This window comes from Streptomyces vastus (assembly GCF_039532825.1).
Taxonomy (GTDB): Bacteria; Actinomycetota; Actinomycetes; order Streptomycetales; family Streptomycetaceae; genus Streptomyces; species Streptomyces vastus.
Window position 1 is genome coordinate 119,562 of sequence record NZ_BAAASJ010000118.1, and the last position, 16,378, is coordinate 135,939.

General features: G+C 69.7%; 14 protein-coding genes. 9 read left to right on the plus strand and 5 right to left on the minus strand.

Annotated elements, in window-relative coordinates:
• Nucleotides 1–14: 14 nt before the first annotated feature.
• From ABD357_RS38075 to ABD357_RS38085, 3 genes are read right to left on the minus strand one after another with little or no spacing between them, the layout of a single operon-like run.
• Nucleotides 15–977 (minus strand): carbohydrate ABC transporter permease, encoded by a 963-nt coding sequence (locus tag ABD357_RS38075; protein ID WP_344395913.1) that lies wholly within the window; start codon nucleotides 975–977, stop codon nucleotides 15–17.
• Nucleotides 977–2,263 carry an ABC transporter substrate-binding protein gene (locus ABD357_RS38080; RefSeq protein WP_344395914.1) on the minus strand — a complete coding sequence of 429 codons (1,287 nt, stop codon included), beginning with the start codon at nucleotides 2,261–2,263 and terminating at the stop codon, nucleotides 977–979. Before ABD357_RS38080 ends, ABD357_RS38075 begins: the two co-directional genes overlap by 1 nt.
• Nucleotides 2,264–2,307: 44 nt before the next feature.
• Entirely contained in the window at nucleotides 2,308–3,333 is a 1,026-nt protein-coding gene (locus ABD357_RS38085; protein WP_344395915.1) for a carbohydrate kinase family protein, read from the minus strand.
• Nucleotides 3,334–3,457: 124 nt separating this feature from the next.
• On the opposite strand from ABD357_RS38085, the gene ABD357_RS38090 reads away from it, so the two are divergent.
• The 4 genes from ABD357_RS38090 (at nucleotide 3,458) to ABD357_RS38105 (ending at nucleotide 9,726) form a co-directional block, all read left to right on the plus strand.
• A complete protein-coding gene (locus tag ABD357_RS38090) occupies nucleotides 3,458–4,207 on the plus strand; it encodes a DeoR/GlpR family DNA-binding transcription regulator (RefSeq protein WP_344395916.1) in 750 nt (249 codons plus the stop codon).
• 39 nt (nucleotides 4,208–4,246) lie between these two features.
• Nucleotides 4,247–5,587, plus strand: a complete 1,341-nt coding sequence (locus tag ABD357_RS38095) for a 6-phospho-beta-glucosidase (protein WP_344395917.1) — start codon at nucleotides 4,247–4,249, stop codon at nucleotides 5,585–5,587.
• 51 nt (nucleotides 5,588–5,638) lie between these two features.
• Entirely contained in the window at nucleotides 5,639–8,686 is a 3,048-nt protein-coding gene (locus tag ABD357_RS38100; protein ID WP_344395918.1) for an alpha-mannosidase, read from the plus strand.
• A 164-nt stretch (nucleotides 8,687–8,850) separates the two neighbouring features.
• A complete protein-coding gene (locus ABD357_RS38105; protein ID WP_344395919.1) occupies nucleotides 8,851–9,726 on the plus strand; it encodes a sulfotransferase family protein in 876 nt (291 codons plus the stop codon).
• A gap of 31 nt (nucleotides 9,727–9,757) precedes the next feature.
• On the opposite strand, the gene ABD357_RS38110 is transcribed toward ABD357_RS38105, so the two are convergent.
• Nucleotides 9,758–10,948, minus strand: a complete 1,191-nt coding sequence (locus ABD357_RS38110; RefSeq protein WP_344395920.1) for an ATP-grasp domain-containing protein — start codon at nucleotides 10,946–10,948, stop codon at nucleotides 9,758–9,760.
• A gap of 273 nt (nucleotides 10,949–11,221) precedes the next feature.
• Between ABD357_RS38110 and ABD357_RS38115 the strand changes: the two genes are divergently transcribed.
• Nucleotides 11,222–11,908 carry a 4'-phosphopantetheinyl transferase family protein gene (locus tag ABD357_RS38115; RefSeq protein ID WP_344395921.1) on the plus strand — a complete coding sequence of 229 codons (687 nt, stop codon included), beginning with the start codon at nucleotides 11,222–11,224 and terminating at the stop codon, nucleotides 11,906–11,908.
• A gap of 33 nt (nucleotides 11,909–11,941) precedes the next feature.
• On the opposite strand, the gene ABD357_RS38120 is transcribed toward ABD357_RS38115, so the two are convergent.
• Nucleotides 11,942–12,172 carry a hypothetical protein gene (locus tag ABD357_RS38120; RefSeq protein WP_344395923.1) on the minus strand — a complete coding sequence of 77 codons (231 nt, stop codon included), beginning with the start codon at nucleotides 12,170–12,172 and terminating at the stop codon, nucleotides 11,942–11,944.
• Nucleotides 12,173–12,568: 396 nt separating this feature from the next.
• Here ABD357_RS38120 and ABD357_RS38125 point away from each other — a divergent pair, with 396 nt between their 5' ends.
• The 4 genes from ABD357_RS38125 (at nucleotide 12,569) to ABD357_RS38140 (ending at nucleotide 16,335) form a co-directional block, all read left to right on the plus strand.
• The gene (locus ABD357_RS38125) at nucleotides 12,569–13,237 is read left to right on the plus strand and encodes a hypothetical protein (RefSeq protein ID WP_344395924.1); all 669 of its coding nucleotides are present in this window, start codon (nucleotides 12,569–12,571) and stop codon (nucleotides 13,235–13,237) included.
• Between the two features lie 70 nt (nucleotides 13,238–13,307).
• Nucleotides 13,308–13,907 carry a toxin-antitoxin system, toxin component gene (locus ABD357_RS38130; RefSeq protein ID WP_344395925.1) on the plus strand — a complete coding sequence of 200 codons (600 nt, stop codon included), beginning with the start codon at nucleotides 13,308–13,310 and terminating at the stop codon, nucleotides 13,905–13,907.
• A 2-nt stretch (nucleotides 13,908–13,909) separates the two neighbouring features.
• Complete coding sequence (locus ABD357_RS38135; RefSeq protein ID WP_344395926.1) at nucleotides 13,910–15,160, plus strand: MAB_1171c family putative transporter; 1,251 nt, start codon at nucleotides 13,910–13,912, stop codon at nucleotides 15,158–15,160.
• Nucleotides 15,157–16,335, plus strand: coding sequence for a DUF6545 domain-containing protein (locus ABD357_RS38140; RefSeq protein ID WP_344395927.1), 1,179 nt, complete (start codon nucleotides 15,157–15,159; stop codon nucleotides 16,333–16,335). The genes ABD357_RS38135 and ABD357_RS38140 overlap by 4 nt, the downstream gene beginning before the upstream one ends.
• The last annotated feature ends 43 nt before the right edge of the window (nucleotides 16,336–16,378 follow it).

A 16,378-nucleotide genomic window follows, 5' to 3' on the forward strand; every position in this document is an offset into this window, starting at 1 on the left:
GGTGACCGGCCTGCCTATTCTTCGCCCCGGCGCTGCACCAGGCGCCAGTTGATGATCGAGAAGAGAACGACGACGAGGAAGATGCCCCAGGCCACGGCGGCGCCGTAGCCGAAGTCGTTGTTGTCGAAGGTCTGCTGGAAGAAGTAGAGGACCATCGTCCGGCCGGCGTGGTCGGGACCGCCGGAGAACGTCGACTCGTTGGCCGTGGTCTGCAGCAGCACCTGAGGCTCGGAGAAGCTCTGCAGTCCGGTGACCGTCGAGATGACGAGCACGAACAGCAGCACGGGCCGCATCAGCGGAAGCGTGATCCGGAAGAAGGTCTGCACGGGCCCGGCCCCGTCGACGCGGGCGGCCTCGTACAGCTCGCCCGGGATCGTCTGGAGACCGGCGAGGAAGATGATCGCGTTGTAGCCGGTCCACTGCCAGGTCATCAGGGTGGCGATGGCGACCTTGATGCCCCACGGAGTGTTCAGCCAGGCCACCTGGTCGAGACCGACCGCCTGCAACAGCGCGTTCACCAGGCCGAAGTTGGTGGAGAACACCGAGCCGAAGATGATCGCCACGGCCACGACCGAGGTGACGTTCGGCAGGAAGTACGCGAAGCGGTAGAGGTTCCTGAAGCGGACCGCCGAGTTGAGCATCACGGCCGTGACCATCGCCAGGAAGATCATGGGGAAGGTGGCCAGCGCCCAGATGATGATCGTGTTGCCGATCGAGCTCCAGAAGTCGCTGTCGCTCAGCAGGTACTTGTACTGGTCGAGCCCCGCCCACTCCATCGAGCCGAGGCCGTCCCAGCGGTGGAAGGACAGGTACAGCGAAAAGCCGACCGGTATCAGGCCGAAGACCAGGAAGAGCAGATAGAAGGGGGAGAGTGCGACATACAGCCGCCAGTAACTGAGGATGCCTTTCTTCGGGTGCTCGGGCGGGGGCTCCACGACGGCCGCGGGGGGCTTTTCGACCAGGGGCGCGGTGGCCATCAGATGCTCACCCCCAGGTGCTCCGCGATGCGCCGGCAATCGCTCATGGCGTCACTCCAGGCTTTCTTCGGGTCCTTGCCGAGGACGCCGACGTTCTTGATCTCGTCCCTGATGGGCTGCCCGAGCGCGATGTCGAACGGGCTGTTGAAGGCGACCGGGATCTTCTCCGCGGCCGGCCCGTAGACGTCCATCGTGATCTGGCCGCCGAAGAACGGGTCGGGGTCGCGCAGCTTCGTCATCTCGTAGGAGGCGGGGGTCGACGGGAAGAGTCCGGCGTCGACGAAGCCCTGCGCCTGGTTGTCCGCGTTGAGCATCCAGCTGATGATCTCGAAGGCCCGCTCCGGCTCCCGGCACGCCTTGGTGATCGCCAGGAACGAGCCGCCCACGTTGGAGGGGCCGCCCGGACAGTTCGCGACCCGCCACTTGCCCTTGGTCTTCGGCACTTCGAGCTTGAGATCGCCCGCGGCCCAGGAGGCGTTCAGCTGGCTGGGCAGCCGTCCCCGCTCCTTGGCCGAGATCGAGTCGGGCGTGCCGCTCACGATGCTGGAGACGAGCCCGCGGCGCTTGGCCTCCACCGCACGGTCCCAGCAGACGCGCACATGCTCCTGGTCGCCGATGAAGTTCTCGTCCTTGTCCACGAACCGCTGGGCGCCCTGCCCGATCGACATCTCGAAGACGCTGCCGACGTCGGTCAGAATGAAGGCCCCGCGGACGCGCTGCTTGAGCTGCTCGCCCGCCGCGAAGAACTCGTCCCAGGTGGCCATCTCCCTGGAGACGTCCTCCGGTTCGTGCGGCAGCCCGGCTCTCTCGAAGACAGCGGGCTGGTAGTAGTGCACGACCGGGCCCACATCGATGGGGAAGCCGATGAGGCTGCCGTCCGGGGCGACGGCCTGCTGCCACTTCCAGTCCAGGTACTGGCTCTTGAGCTTCTCCGCACCGAGCGTCCGCAGGTCCACGAACTGGTCGGCGTTCGGCAGGTACGACGCCATGTCCTCGCCCTTGAGCCCCACGATGTCGGGGATGTGGGCCCGGCCGGTCATCGTGGTGAGCAGCTTGGACCGGTAGTAGCCGCCGATCTGGGTGGCCCTGAGGTTCACGGCGCTGTCGTAACGGACCCGGGCCTGCTTGACGACGGTGTCGCTCAGGCCGCCGCTCCAGTACCACAGGACCATGTTCCGGCCGGTCGAACCGGTCGGAACGGAGCAGCCCGTGGCCAGGCCGCCGAGCGTCGTGGCGGCCGTACCGGCCAGCCCGGCGCGGAGCAGGCCCCTTCGTGAGAGCCGCACAGCTCCCACCGCCTTTCGCATGAGTTCGTTCGCGTGGGGGGATTTCAGTGCTGCTGTGTGGGGACGGGCGGGGTCACCGGGGCATGGGGGACAGGAGGGCCCGGGTCCGCGGGCAGGCGGTCGGCCAGGAAGCCGTACGCACGCCGCAGTTCCGGGTCCTCGACGGTCTGCCACCACTCGTGGACCCCGTACCAGCCGGGCGCGGCCAGGGCCCCGCCGTGATGGCGTACGGAGAGTCCGGCGGCCAGCACCGCGAAACGCAGCCGCTCCTCGAGGGACCAGCCGCCGAGGGAGGCCGCGACGAAACTCGCGCCGAAGACGTCTCCGGCGCCCGTCGCGTCGAGTACGTCGACGTCGAGGGCGGGGACATCGGCGTACTCGCCCGTGGTCTGGTCGACGGCGACCGCACCGTCGCGGCCCCGCGTGACCACGGCCACCGGCACCAGCTCGGAGAGCTTGCCGAGCGCGGCGGCAGCGGTGCCGGTGCGGGTGTAGGCCATCGCCTCGGTGTCGTTGGGCAGGAAGGCATGGCACAGGGAGAGCTGGTCGAGGAGGTCGGAGGACCACTGCTGGGTGGGGTCCCAGCCGACGTCCGCGTAGATGTGCGTGCCGTTCGCCGCCGCCTTGGCGATCCAGGCGCGGGGCTCGGCCTCGATATGCACGAGGGCGGTGCGCGCGGCGGGCGGGTCGCCCATCAACGCGTCCTGCGAGTACGGGGGTTCCTGGCCGTGGGTGACCAGGGCACGGTCATGACCGTGAGCCAGCGCGACGGTGACAGGGGTGTGCCAGCCGGCCGCCGTACGGGAGAGCGAGAGGTCGACGTGCTCCTGGTCCGCGAGGACGTCACGGCAGTACGCGCCGTAGTAGTCGTCCCCGAAGACCGTGGCCAGGGTCGTGTTCAAGCCATACCGGGCCGCCGCCACGGCCAGATTCGCGATCCCGCCCGGGCCGGCACCCATCCCCTCGGTCCAGATCTCCTCACCGGGAGTCGGCGGCTTGCCCAGACCGGTCAGGACGAGGTCGTAGAAGAGCAGCCCGGTCAGCAGGACATCGGGCCGTTCGTCACCCACGCGCGCTTCCTCTCGTCAAAAGTCTTCAATGTGCACAGGATCGTGCGCGCTTCCAGCCAATTTGGCAATAGTCGAGCAGAATCAAGCATAGAAATGATTGAAGATGACGAGTACTGTTCACGGCGTGCTGGCAGAACGACGACACCAACTCATCCTGCGGTCCCTGCGCTCCGGCGGGCCCGCCGCCGTGACCGACCTCTCGGAACAGCTGGGCGTGAGCCCCGCCACAATCCGCCGTGACCTGGTCAAACTCGAGGAGGACGGCCTGCTCACGCGGGTACACGGCGGGGCCGTCGCCGAGGAGGGCGACCAGCCCTTCGCCGAGGTCGCGGAGATGCGCGTACCTGAGAAGGACGCCATCGCCGAGCGGGCCGCGGCGATGATCGAGGACGGCCAGTCCGTGCTGCTCGACATCGGCACCACCGCCTACCGCCTGGCCCGGCAGCTGCACGGCCGGCGGATCACCGTGATCACCAGCAACCTGGTGGTCTACGAGGAACTCGTGGACGACGAGGGCATCGAACTGGTGCTGCTCGGCGGCATGGTCCGCCGCGAGTACCGCTCCCTGGTCGGCTTCCTCACCGAGGACAACCTGCGCCAGCTGCGCGCGGACTGGCTCTTCCTGGGCACCAGTGGAGTGCGCCCCGGTGGGCAGGTGATGGACACGACGGTCGTCGAAGTCCCGGTGAAGCGCGCCATGATCGCGGCGGCCGACAAGGTCGTGCTGCTCGCGGACCGGGCCAAGTTCCCGGGGACGGGGATGGCGAAGGTCTGCGGACCCGAGGACCTGGACGTGGTCGTGACCAACGGTCCTGCGGACGCCGGAACCAGTTCCGCACTGGAGGAGGCGGGCGTACGCGTGGTGCAGACATGAGCCGTGTGGTGCGGACATGAACGTGGAAAGGGTTGTTGCGTGAAGCTGACGATTCTGGGTGGCGGCGGATTCCGCGTGCCACTCGTGTACGGGGCGCTCCTCGGGGACCGCGCCGAGGGCCGCGTCACCGACGTCGTGCTGCACGACCTGGACGCGGGGCGGCTCTCGGCCGTCGCCCGCGTGCTCACCGAGCAGGCGGCCGGTGTCCCGGGCGCGCCCGCCGTGACCGCCACCACCGACCTCGACGAGGCGCTGCGCGGCGCCGACTTCGTCTTCTCCGCGATCCGCGTCGGCGGCCTGGAGGGCCGCGCGGCCGACGAGCGGGTCGCCCTCGACCAGGGAGTCCTCGGCCAGGAGACGGTCGGCGCGGGCGGTATCGCGTACGGACTGCGGACGGTGCCCGTCGCCGTCGACATCGCACGGCGCGTGGCCCGGCTCGCCCCCGACGCCTGGGTGATCAACTTCACCAACCCGGCCGGCCTGGTCACCGAGGCCATGTCCCGCCATCTCGGCAACCGCGTGATCGGCATCTGCGACTCACCGGTCGGCCTCGGCCGCCGTATCGCCCGCGTTCTCGGCGTCGCGGATCCGCGCGAGGCCTGGATCGACTACGTCGGCCTCAACCACCTCGGCTGGGTCCGCGGCCTGCGCGTCGCCGGACGTGACGAACTGCCGCGCCTGCTCGCCGACCCAGATCTGCTCGGCTCATTCGAAGAGGGCAAACTCTTCGGCACCGAGTGGCTCCGCTCCCTGGGCGCGATCCCGAACGAGTACCTGCACTACTACTACTTCAACCGGGAAGCCGTACGCGCCTACCAGGAAGCCGAGAAGACCCGCGGCGCCTTCCTGCGCGACCAGCAGGCCCATTTCTACGAAGCGATGAAGCGCCCCGACGCAGCGGCCCTCAAGACCTGGGACAGCACCCGGGCCGAGCGGGAAGCCACGTACATGTCCGAGAACCGGGACGCGGCGGGCGCCGGCGAGCGCGACGCCGACGACCTGTCCGGCGGCTACGAGAAGGTGGCGCTCGCCCTGATGCGGGCCATCGCCCGCGACGAGCGCACCACGCTGATCCTCAACGTCCGCAACCAGGGCACCCTCTCAGTGCTCGACACGGACGCCGTCATCGAGGTGCCCTGCCTCGTCGACGCCAATGGCGCGCACCCCGTCGCCGTCGATCCGCTCCCGGACCATGCGACCGGCCTGGTGTGCGCGGTGAAGGCGGTCGAGCGCGAGGTGCTCGCCGCCGCCGAGTCCGGCTCCCGTACGACCGCGGTGAAGGCCTTCGCGCTGCATCCGCTGGTCGACTCCGTGAACGTCGCCCGTCGCCTCGTCGAGGGCTACACCGCCGAGCACCCTGGCCTGGCGTACCTGAAGTAGTAGACCCTCTGAAGCAGCGCCTGAAGCAGAGCCCTCCGAGGAGACCCGCACATGCATGACGAACGCCGCCGGATCGAGGAGCGCGTCCAGCGCGTCCACGACCAGCGCATCAAGACCGCGATCTACGCCGCCTCCGTGCCCTTCGAGGTCGAGGCCTGGCAGGCGCCGGGGGAGCCCGTCTCCTTCGAGGAGGCCGCGTCGGCCTCGTACGAGCCCTTCGCGATGGACACCCCTTGGGGCCCGCCCTGGGGGACGACCTGGTTCCGGATGCGCGGGCAGGTTCCCGCCGAGTGGGCCGGCAAGCGCGTCGAGGCCGTCATCGACCTCGGGTTCATCGGCGACTGGCCCGGCAACCAGGCCGAGGCGCTCGTCCACCTCGCCGACGGGACCCCGCTCAAGGCCGTCAACCCGCTCAACCAGTACGTGCCGATCGGCAACCCGGCAGTGGGCGGCGAGGAGATCCACTACCTCGTCGAGGCCGCGTCCAACCCGGACATCCTCGCCGAGAACTTCTCGCGCCCGACCGTCATGGGCGATGTGCTGACCGCCGGCGACAAGCCGATCTACACCTTCCAGCGCGCCGACCTCGCCGTCCTGGACGAGGACGTGTTCCACCTCGACCTGGACCTCCAGGTGCTGCGCGAACTGATGGTCCACCTCGAAGAGCACGACCCGCGCCGTCACGAGATCCTGCACACCCTGGACCGGGCCATGGACACCGTGGACCTGGACGACGTCTCCGGCAGCGCCGCGGCGGTCCGCGAGGTGCTCGCCCCGGCCCTGGCCAAGCCCGCCCATGCCAGCGCCCACACCGTCTCCGGTGTCGGCCACGCGCACATCGACTCCGCCTGGCTATGGCCCATCCGCGAGACCAAGCGCAAGACGTCCCGCACCTTCTCGAACGTCACGGCACTGGCCGACGAGTACGAGGACTTCATCTTCGCCTGCTCGCAGGCCCAGCAGTACGAGTGGGTGCGCGACAACTACCCGCAGGTGTGGGAGCGGATCAAGAAGTCCGTCGAGAAGGGCCAGTGGGCCCCGGTCGGCGGCATGTGGGTCGAGGCCGACGGAAACCTGCCCGGCGGCGAGGCCATCGCCCGCCAGCTCGTCCACGGCAAGAAGTTCTTCATGGAGCACTTCGGCGTGGAGACCAAGGGCGTGTGGCTGCCGGACTCCTTCGGCTACACCGCCGCCTATCCGCAGCTCGCCAAGCTCGCGGGCAACGACTGGTTCCTGACCCAGAAGATCTCCTGGAACCAGACGAACAAGTTCCCCCACCACACCTTCTGGTGGGAGGGCATCGACGGCACCCGCATCTTCACCCACTTCCCGCCGGTCGACACCTACAACGCCCGGTTCAGCGGCGAGGAGATGGCCCGCGCCGTGCGCAACTACCAGGAGAAGGGCGGCGGTACGCGCTCCCTGGCGCCCTTCGGCTGGGGCGACGGCGGCGGCGGCCCCACCCGCGAGATCATGGAACGCGCCCGGCGCCTCGCGGACCTGGAGGGTTCGCCGAAGGTCGTCGTGGAGCACCCCGACAAGTTCTTCGCGGACGCCCGCGAGGAGTACCCCGACGCCCCCGTCTGGGTCGGCGAGCTCTACCTGGAGCTGCACCGCGCCACCTACACCTCCCAGGCCCGCACCAAGCAGGGCAACCGGCGCAGCGAACACCTCCTGCGCGAGGCCGAGTTGTGGGCGACCACCGCCGCCCTGAACGCGCCGGGCTACTCCTACCCGTACGAAAAGCTCGACCGCCTCTGGAAGACGGTCCTGCTGCACCAGTTCCACGACATCCTGCCGGGCTCGTCGATCGCCTGGGTACACCGGGAGGCGGAAGCGGAGTACGCACGGGTCGCCCAGGAGGTCCAGGCCCTCACCGCCGAGGCCGTGGCGGCGCTCGGCTCGGGAGAGACGCGGGTGTTCAACACGAGCCCCTGCGACCGCGCAGAGGTCGTGCGCACCTCAGTCGGCGTCCCGATGTACACCGAGGTCCCCGCCAACGGAAGCGCGCCGCTCGGATCGGGCGAACCCCCGCAGCCGGTCGCGGTCACCGGCCGTGTCCTCGACAACGGCCTCGTACGCGTCGAGGTCGCCGAAGACGGCACCCTGTCCTCCGTACGGGACCTGCGGGCCGACCGCGAAGTCCTCGCAGGCGAGGGCAATCTGCTCCGGCTTCACACCGACCTCCCGAACTACTGGGACGCCTGGGACATCGACAAGCACTACAAGAACCGCTACACGGACCTGCTCGACGCAGAAGCCGTCACGGTCGTCGAGGAGGACCCGCTCCTCGGCGCGATCCGCGTCGAGCGCGCCTTCGGCAAGGGCTCACGCATCACGCAGACCATCACCGTCCGCGCGGGCAGCCCCCGTATCGACATCGAGACGGAGATCGACTGGCACGAGACGGAGAAGATCCTCAAGGCCGCCTTCCCGGTGGACATCAGGGCCGCGCACTCCTCCGCCGAGATCCAGTTCGGCCATATCCAGCGCCCCACGCACACCAACACCAGCTGGGAGTCGGCCCGTTTCGAGGTCTGCAACCACCGCTGGGTGCACATCGGCGAACCCGGATACGGCGTCGCGGTCATCAACGACTCCACCTACGGCCACGACGTCTCCCGCACGGTCCGCGAAGACGGCGGTACGACCACCACGGTCCGCCTCAGCCTGGTCCGCGCCCCGCGCATCCCCGACCCGGAGGCCGACCAGGGCAAGCACCGCTTCACCTACGCGCTGCTGCCCGGCGCGACCATCGAGGACACGGTCGCGGAGGGCTACGCGCTCAACCTGCCGCTGCGGGTGGCCGATTCGGCCGGTGCGGCCGAGCCGGTTGTGAGCGTCGAGGGCGAGGGCGTGACCGTCGAGGCGGTCAAGCTCGCCGACGACGAGTCGGGCGACGTCGTCGTACGCCTCTACGAGTCCCGTGGCGGACGCGCCCAGGGCACCCTGCGCACCGGCTTCCCCCTGGCAGGCGCCCAGGTCACCGACCTCCTGGAGCGGCCCCTCGCCGAGGCGGACGTGGACGGCGGCGGAGTCGCGGTGACGCTGCGCCCCTTCGAGGTGCAGACCTTGCGGCTGTCACGGCGGAATGACTGACCCCGTTTTCCATCAAGAATTAAGAAACGGGTAAGAGGCCAGGTCACGGCGGGTTTTCGGCCTGCCGTGACCACGGCTGGTTGCCTGTACGACACCTGGAGTTCGCCCGGTACCCCTGGGATGGCGCGGCAAGGCGAAGGTAAGAGAAAAAGAGGGGTGTCACCGTGCGGGACCCACGTATCTCGGCGATCCGCAAGGGCCTGAAGCGCCGCGGCAGACTGATGGCCCAGGCGGTCAGCCCGCCCCGCCGGAGCCTCGACGCCATGCCCGCGCAGCGGACCCCGAAGGATTCGTACGTCGCCCCGCGCGCCCCGCGCCTGGTCGACTCCCCGGTCTTCGTCCTGTCCTCGGTGCGCTCCGGCTCGACCCTGCTGCGCGTCCTGCTGAACAGCCACTCCCGGATCCGCGCCCCGCACGAGATGCACCTGCGTACCCTTCACGTCCACCTGGCCCGTGACTTCACGGCCGACGCCATGAAGGCGCTGGAGCTGGACAAGGACGAGCTGGAACACGTCCTGTGGGACCGCGTGCTCCATCTGGAGCTCATCCGCAGCGGCAAGGAGATCATCGTCGACAAGACGCCGCCGAACACCCTCATCTGGCCCCGGCTGCAACGATGTTGGCCCGACGCCCGCTACATCGTCCTGCTCCGCCACCCGGGCGCGGTCGTCACCTCCCTCACCAACCGTCGGGCCGACCCGGACCATGAACAGATCCGCCGCGAGGTCCTCGACTACAGCGAGAAGCTGGACGAGGCCCGCCAGCAGCTCACCGGCGCCCATGTGATCACGTACGAGGAGCTCACCGCGGACCCCGAGACGGTCACCCGGGGCCTGTGCGACTACCTCAAGGTCCCCTGGGAGCCGGGGATGCTCGAGTACGGCAAGAAGGACCACGGCACCTTCCGCCCCCAGCTCGGCGACTGGAGCGAGACCATCAAGTCGGGCCGCATCCAGTCCGCCCGCCCGGCCGACCCACAGGCCGAACTGCCGCCCCGACTGGTCGAGTTGGCGCGTGAATGGGGGTACCCGGTCGACTGACCGGGCACCCAGGCGCTCCCGGCGAGAGGGGTCAGGCAGGGGTGGGAGTGGCGGCCGGTTCCTCCCCCACTCTCGGCTCCTCCCCCACCCTCGACTTCGCTCGAGCGGGGGGACCCCCATGCGCGGAGGGACCCCCATCGGGAGCGGGGACGGCCGGCAGGGTGGGCTGGTGGTCGTCCAGGCGCGGCTGCGGCACGGACACCGCACCCACCGGGCGGGGGCCGGCGACCACCGCGTAGTCCCGGCCGAGGAACGGCGGAACCAGCTCGCCCGGGTCCTCGCCGAGCGCCAACCGCACCGCCGCCCAAGGGGCGTTGAGGCCGCACTGGGAGAGCTGGTGCAGACCGCCGGCCGGGCGCGTGTTGACGTCCAGGAGCACCGGCTGGTCCCCGTACATGCGGAACTGCACGTTCGTGAGGTAGTGCAGCGAGAAGGCCCGGGCGATGTGCCGCGCCGGCTCGATGAAGGACGGCTGCAGCGTGAAGCCGCGCCGGCGGCCGTTCTTGGTCCGGCCCACCGCCATCCGCACCCGCCCGTCCGGCCCCGTCAGACAGTCGACGGACACCTCCGGCTCCTCCAGCCGCGGCATCACCAGCCAGTCGACGGGTCCGTCGGCCTGCCGCAGCGCGTCGACGACGAGGTTCAGCGGCACATACGGGCTGGGGAAGCCGCCCAGGTGCATGAGTGAGAAGGGGGCGCGCGTGATGATGCGGAAGCCGACTCCGCCCGCTCCCGCCGCCGGCTTGAAGCAGGCCTTGTGGCCGTCCGCCTCCAAGGCGTCGACCGCCGCGACGAGTTCATCCTCGGTACGCACCCGCCACCACGGCGGCACCGGCATCCCGAGCGCCTGCACAGCCTCGTACGCCGTCACCTTGTCGTGGAAGGTCGCCACGGCCTCGGGGGGCGGCGCCAGCAGGGCCGTACCGACCGCGGCGAACTCCTCGCGGTGCGCGGCGACCGCCGCCTGGTGCAGCACCGGAAGGAACACGTCGATCGAGTGCCGGGCGCACTGATCGAGGGCGTACTCGACGTACGCGGCCGGGGACAGCCCCTCCGGTTCCAGTGCCGCCGTGTCGGCGGCGGCCAGGATGGGGGAGTCGGGGTCGCCGTGCGTCGCATGGATCTCGACCGGACGGCCGCTGGGATTCTCCCGCAGCTGATCCATGAAGAACACGTTCTCCGCGTACGTGCGGTTGAGCCAGACGCGTACGCGAGAGACCATTCAGGCCGCCTTTCACGGTTAGCGGGCACGGCGAAGCAGGCCGAGCCCGGCCAAGGAGTTTGGAGGTACACAAAACCGCCGTTCGGAAACGGTGAGCGCGCGGTTGTGTAGGGCCGATCATAGGGGTTCCGGGACATGATCGCTGCTACGTCCGTGTTACGGATTACGTCCCGTCCTGGTACGGCCTCGCGAGGGGGTGCGGCACCCTGCTCACCGCGGGACCGGCACCGCTGGGTACGCTGCCTCGCATTCTGCCGATGGAGGTCGGATCCAGTGATCGAGGAGTTGCTCCCGGACTCGGTCGTGACCGTGGAGGCACACGGCGACGAGCCGGCCTCGGGCGCGACGCTCTACCCCGCGGAGCAGGCGCTGATCGCGCGGGCCGTGGAGAAGCGACGCCGCGAGTTCACCCTCGTACGCACCTGTGCCCGGCGTGCGATGGACAAGCTCGGCGTTTCCCCGCAGGCCGTACTGACCGGTGACCGCGGGGCACCGCAGTGGCCCGCCGGACTGATCGGCAGCATGACGCACTGCGAGGGCTACGCCGCCGCGGCGCTGGCCCGCGCCACCGACCTGGCCTCCCTAGGCATCGACGCGGAGCCCCATCTGCCGCTCCCGGACGACGTGTTGCCCGCCGTGTCCCTGCCCGCCGAGGACAGCCGGCTGCGCGAGCTCGCCGCCGACCACCCCGCGGTCCACTGGGACCGACTCCTGTTCAGCGCCAAGGAGTCGGTCTACAAGGCGTGGTTCCCCCTCACCGGGAAGTGGCTGGACTTCACCGAGGCTGACATAGAGGTCGGCCTGACCTCCGGGCACACCACGTCAGGTGTCTTCCGCGCCCGGCTCCTGGTGCCGGGCCCGGTGGTGGACGGCCACCGCGTCGACCACTTCGACGGGCGCTGGACGGTGGGCCAGGGGCTTGTGGCGACCGCGGTGAGCGTCGCGTACGACGCCGGCTGATCCCGTTTCTGCTCGGCGCCCGGCCAGGGGCCTTCACGGCTGGGGGCACCAGGCGTGCAGCAGGCGGAAGAACGCCTCCTCGTTGCCCGCGAGGCCCGCTGCCTCCAGCGCACGCTCGGCCTCCGCGAGGGCGGCCGGCGGTACGACGACGGGGCGGGGTGCCGTGCCGGGCGGGCCGTCCAGCGCGGCTCGTACCGTGTGCAACAGGCGCAGATAGGCCTGCACGGCGGTGCGTTCGTGATCGGTCAGTACGGCGGTCGGCATCGGACGACTCTCCCGGTTCGGCTCGGCTCTGCGTTCACGCGCCGTCGCACAGCGGTGGCGCTGGGTCCAGCTTGCCGTCCACCACTGACAATCGGTCTGCGGCCGCACACCTGAACGGTGCGCGGCCGCAGACCACGGCGCTCGGTGCACCCTCCCCCGCCGGGGCACACACGAGCCTCGCGCCCGAGTGACGGCGATTCAGCTGTCACCGCGGCGCGAAGACCGGTCTTCAGGTCGTGTCATGATCCTGCAAGCCATCGCCAGAGATGTCAACTGGAGTAGCCGCCTATGGCTATTGGGGTGTCTTCTCGGTGGTCGGCGGGCCCTGGCAGCGGCTATCGTGCGGAACATCAACTCGTAGTTCGCACCACCCACCTGACTTCGGGAGACGTGCCGGTGAGAGATCCGCTCAGTGCGCTCGCCGAGACCCTGATCCGGCTCGACGCCCTCCTCGCGGAGGGGCAGAGCCGTGATGACGTGCTCGACGTGGAACGGCTCTCGGTCGACAGCGGCGTCCCCCGGGACGTCATCGCGACACTCCTGGACGGCAAGGAGCCTCCCGCCGAGGACGTCACCGACCGGATCATCCGCCGCTTCGAGCATCTGCGGGAAACGCGACGCCGCGACGACGGGCACCGGCACTCGTACGGGGAGATCGCCGCCTCCTTCGGCGCGTCCCGGGCATCCCTGTCGAACCTCGTCAACAGCCGGAAGAAGACGCAGGCAGACGAGGGGGCGGAGTCGCGCGCGGCCCGCTCCGGTGGTCCACTGGCGGCCACCCAGGCCGGGATCGAGGAGTTCTTCTTCGGCGCACCCAACGGCTGGTTGTCCGCCGAGCCCGCCTCTGCCCTCGACGACGCCCTCCAGCCCGTACTGGCCGAGTTGCGCGAGGCTGCCGGCGAGGACCCGCTGGCCAGGCTGCGGCACGCGCACGGGCTGCGCCGGATCGCCCACCGGGCCGCCGAACTGAGCGACGCGGAACAGGAGTTGGTCGCCGACTGGATCGACACGATCCTGCGCCGCCGAGAGCGCTACAAGGGGGTTGAGGGTCCGGAAACCCGGTAGGCCTGGCAGCGGGCCCGGACGTCTGGAATATTTGCCGGTCGGAGTCCGGCATGTGAGGAGTAGTCAGTCGATGCGTCGCCTTGTCACGCGGCTGGTAGGAGAATTCCAGGCCGAGAAGGAGATGCGTCGATTCATCGACCGCCTGACCGCCGAACTGCGGGCCGGCGGACGGCAACTGACCATTCCCACGGACCCCGATGAACTGTTCGCCGCGCTGATCGAAGTCCTCAGCGAGATCCGGGGACGCAAGGTCGTGCTCCTCAAAGAGGAGTTCCCGCACCGGACCGCGACCGGACTGTGGCTCGACCTGCCGGACGAGGACCTCATCCTCGTCGACCAGCGCGCGACCGCACTGCACCAGCTCGCGATCCTCTTCCACGAGATCTGGCACATGATCAAGGGCGACTGCGGCCACCACATCGCCGGTGCCACGGTGGCGGCCCGGATGCTGGACCAGCGGGCCGATCTCCGCCATCTCCAGCCGACCGTCCTGCGGGTGGCCGCCCGGTCCGTGTTCGACGAACAGGTCGAGCAGGACGCCGAGACCTTCGCGTTGAAAGCTGTGACCCATTTCCGGGTCTGGCTGGAGGGGAAGCCGGAGAACACGGACCGTACCCATATCGCGGGACGGATCGGTGCGTCACTGGGCAGCCGCCGGCCACAGGTCTGAGCATGGACGCCTCCGCCTACTACTACATACCCGCATTCGTCTGCTGGGCCGGACTGGGACTGAAGCTGCCCGGCCTGCTCAGTTCATGGCGCGACCCACTGATCCGAGCCGTCTGCTGGGTGATCTTCCTGGGCGGCGTCGGCTTCTTCCTCGCCGCTCCCCGCACCGTCGCCGGGATCAACGAAGCGACGGGCATCGCGAACTTCTCCGCCGCGCTGGTGTACGCGACGGTGAGCGCCTACAGCGCCAGCTGCCTGCTGCTGATCATCCACTGGCGCGGCGGACCCGACGCGTACGTGCGCCGCCTCACCCGGCGCTGGACCGCCGGCTATGCCGCCCTGATCGCCGTACTGATCACCTTGTTCGTGCTGGGTGAGGCACCCAGCGAGCGGATCACCGACTTCGACACGTACTACGCCACGACGCCGTGGATCGGGCCGATGGTCGTGCTGTATCTGCTCGGTCATATGACAGCCGCCGTCGCCACCACCGTTCTGTGCCGGCGCTGGGCGCGGGAGGTCCACGGCTGGCTTCGCGCCGGACTGTGGCTGCTCGTCCTCGCCTGGCTGCTCAACATTTCCTTCAGCGGTCTCAAGCTCACCGCGGTGATCGCGCGGTGGACCGGCCGGGACTGGGACATGCTGAGCACGATTCTCGCGCCCCGCCTCGTGGGCCTGGCGGCTGCCGCCGCCACCGCGGGCTTCACCCTGCCGCTCCTCGGCCCGTGGGCGACCGCCGTCCGGCGTGCCGTGACGACATGGCGGCGGCTCGGCCCGCTGTGGAGGGAACTCGCCGGCACCCGTCCCGGCAGTCCGCTCGCCGGCCCGATTCCCTGGTACTCGTCGCCGTTCATCCACCTCACCCGACGCGAGGCCGGAATCGAGGACGGGCTGCGACTGATCCGTCCCCATCTCGATGACCACGTCCGCTCACGCGCGCACGCAGCAGCCTGTGCCGCGGGCCACAGCGCCGACACTGCCGCCCGCATCGGCCACGCGGCGATGATCGCCGCGGCTGTGCACGCCTGCCGGCGTGCCGGGCCGGTCGCACCCGCGGGCCTCTTGGAGTACACGCAGAATGGCGAGTACGCCGCGACCACTGAGAACGCCGCGAACGCCGAACTCCCCGTGACACGCTCGTCCCTGATCGGTATCGCGCACGCCTTGCGAACGTCCCGGATCGTGGCGGCAGCCCGGGCGGCCGCCGCTGCGGCCACCCCAGCCGCAGACGACGAAAGAACCCCCATACGGTGAGCAGCGGCATAGTCTTCTACATCCCCGGCCTCCTTCTCCTGCTGGCCGCCGTGCTGAAGCTCTCGGCCGGAAGGCCGCTGTGGCGTGACCCTCTGGTGGCGTCGACCGGTCTGATCCTGCTGATCGGCTCGCTCGTCTGCATCCTGTCCGCCCCGCCCACCATCCGTTTCGTCAACGACGTCACCGGCGTCGCCAACTTCAGCGCTCCACTGGTGTACGCGGGCCTGACCGCACTGAGCGCGGGCTACCTGGTCCTGATGATCAACTGGGAGGGCGGATCGCCGGAGCGGAGGCGGCGTGCCTCCCTGCTCGTGATGGGCGTCTACGGGCTGGTCATCGCGGGCATCTGGGTCCTGTTCGCCCTGGCCGACGTTCCCGTGGAACGCGCGCGTGACCTGGACACGTACTACGCCAACACCCCCTACATGCGCGAGATGATCGTCCTGTATCTCGTCGCGCACACGGCTGCCACCGTCGCTCTCATGGTCATGAGCGTGCGATGGCTGCGGGAGGTACGCGGCATGATCCGCCGCGGGCTGACGCTGATCGTCATCGGCCTGTTCTTCGACGGGTGCTATCAGAGCGTGAAGTACGCGGCCATGGCTGCCCGTTGGCTGGGGAGGGACTGGGACGTCCTGTCCACCGTCGTCTCGCCCCCGCTGGTCATGCTGGCCGGCATCACCTGTGCCTGCGGCTTCGCCCTGCCCCGGATCGGGCCTCCGCTGGTGAACAACGCCCGCGCCTGGAGGCGCTACCGGCGGCTGTTGCCCCTGTCGGCGGAGCTGCGCACGCAGCGTGCGCCGGCCACGGGGGCCATCCGCTGGTGGGATCCCCCGGTGAGGCGCCTGGCACGCCAGGAGATCTCCATCTGGGACGGCGTCCTAGCCTGCTCGCCCTACCTCGACGACCAGGTGCGGGCGACGGCGTACGACAAAGCCCGCGCGACCCTCGCCGCCGATGAGGCCGAGGTGGTGGCCGAAGCGGCGATGCTCGCGGCGGCCCGTGTGCAGGCGTTGCGCAGGGACAGCGCGGGCATGCCATCGAACGCAGGAACCCTGCGGTCGATATCGACACCCCATCAGATGGTGGGCCTGGCACAGGCGTTGGCGTCGTCCCCGATCGTGGCTGAAGCCCGACGGCGCTCCGCCGAGCGAGCGGCCGCCGACCATGGCTGACTCCGGGAGCAGCACGTATCAACAGGTATCGGGAGCTACAGAA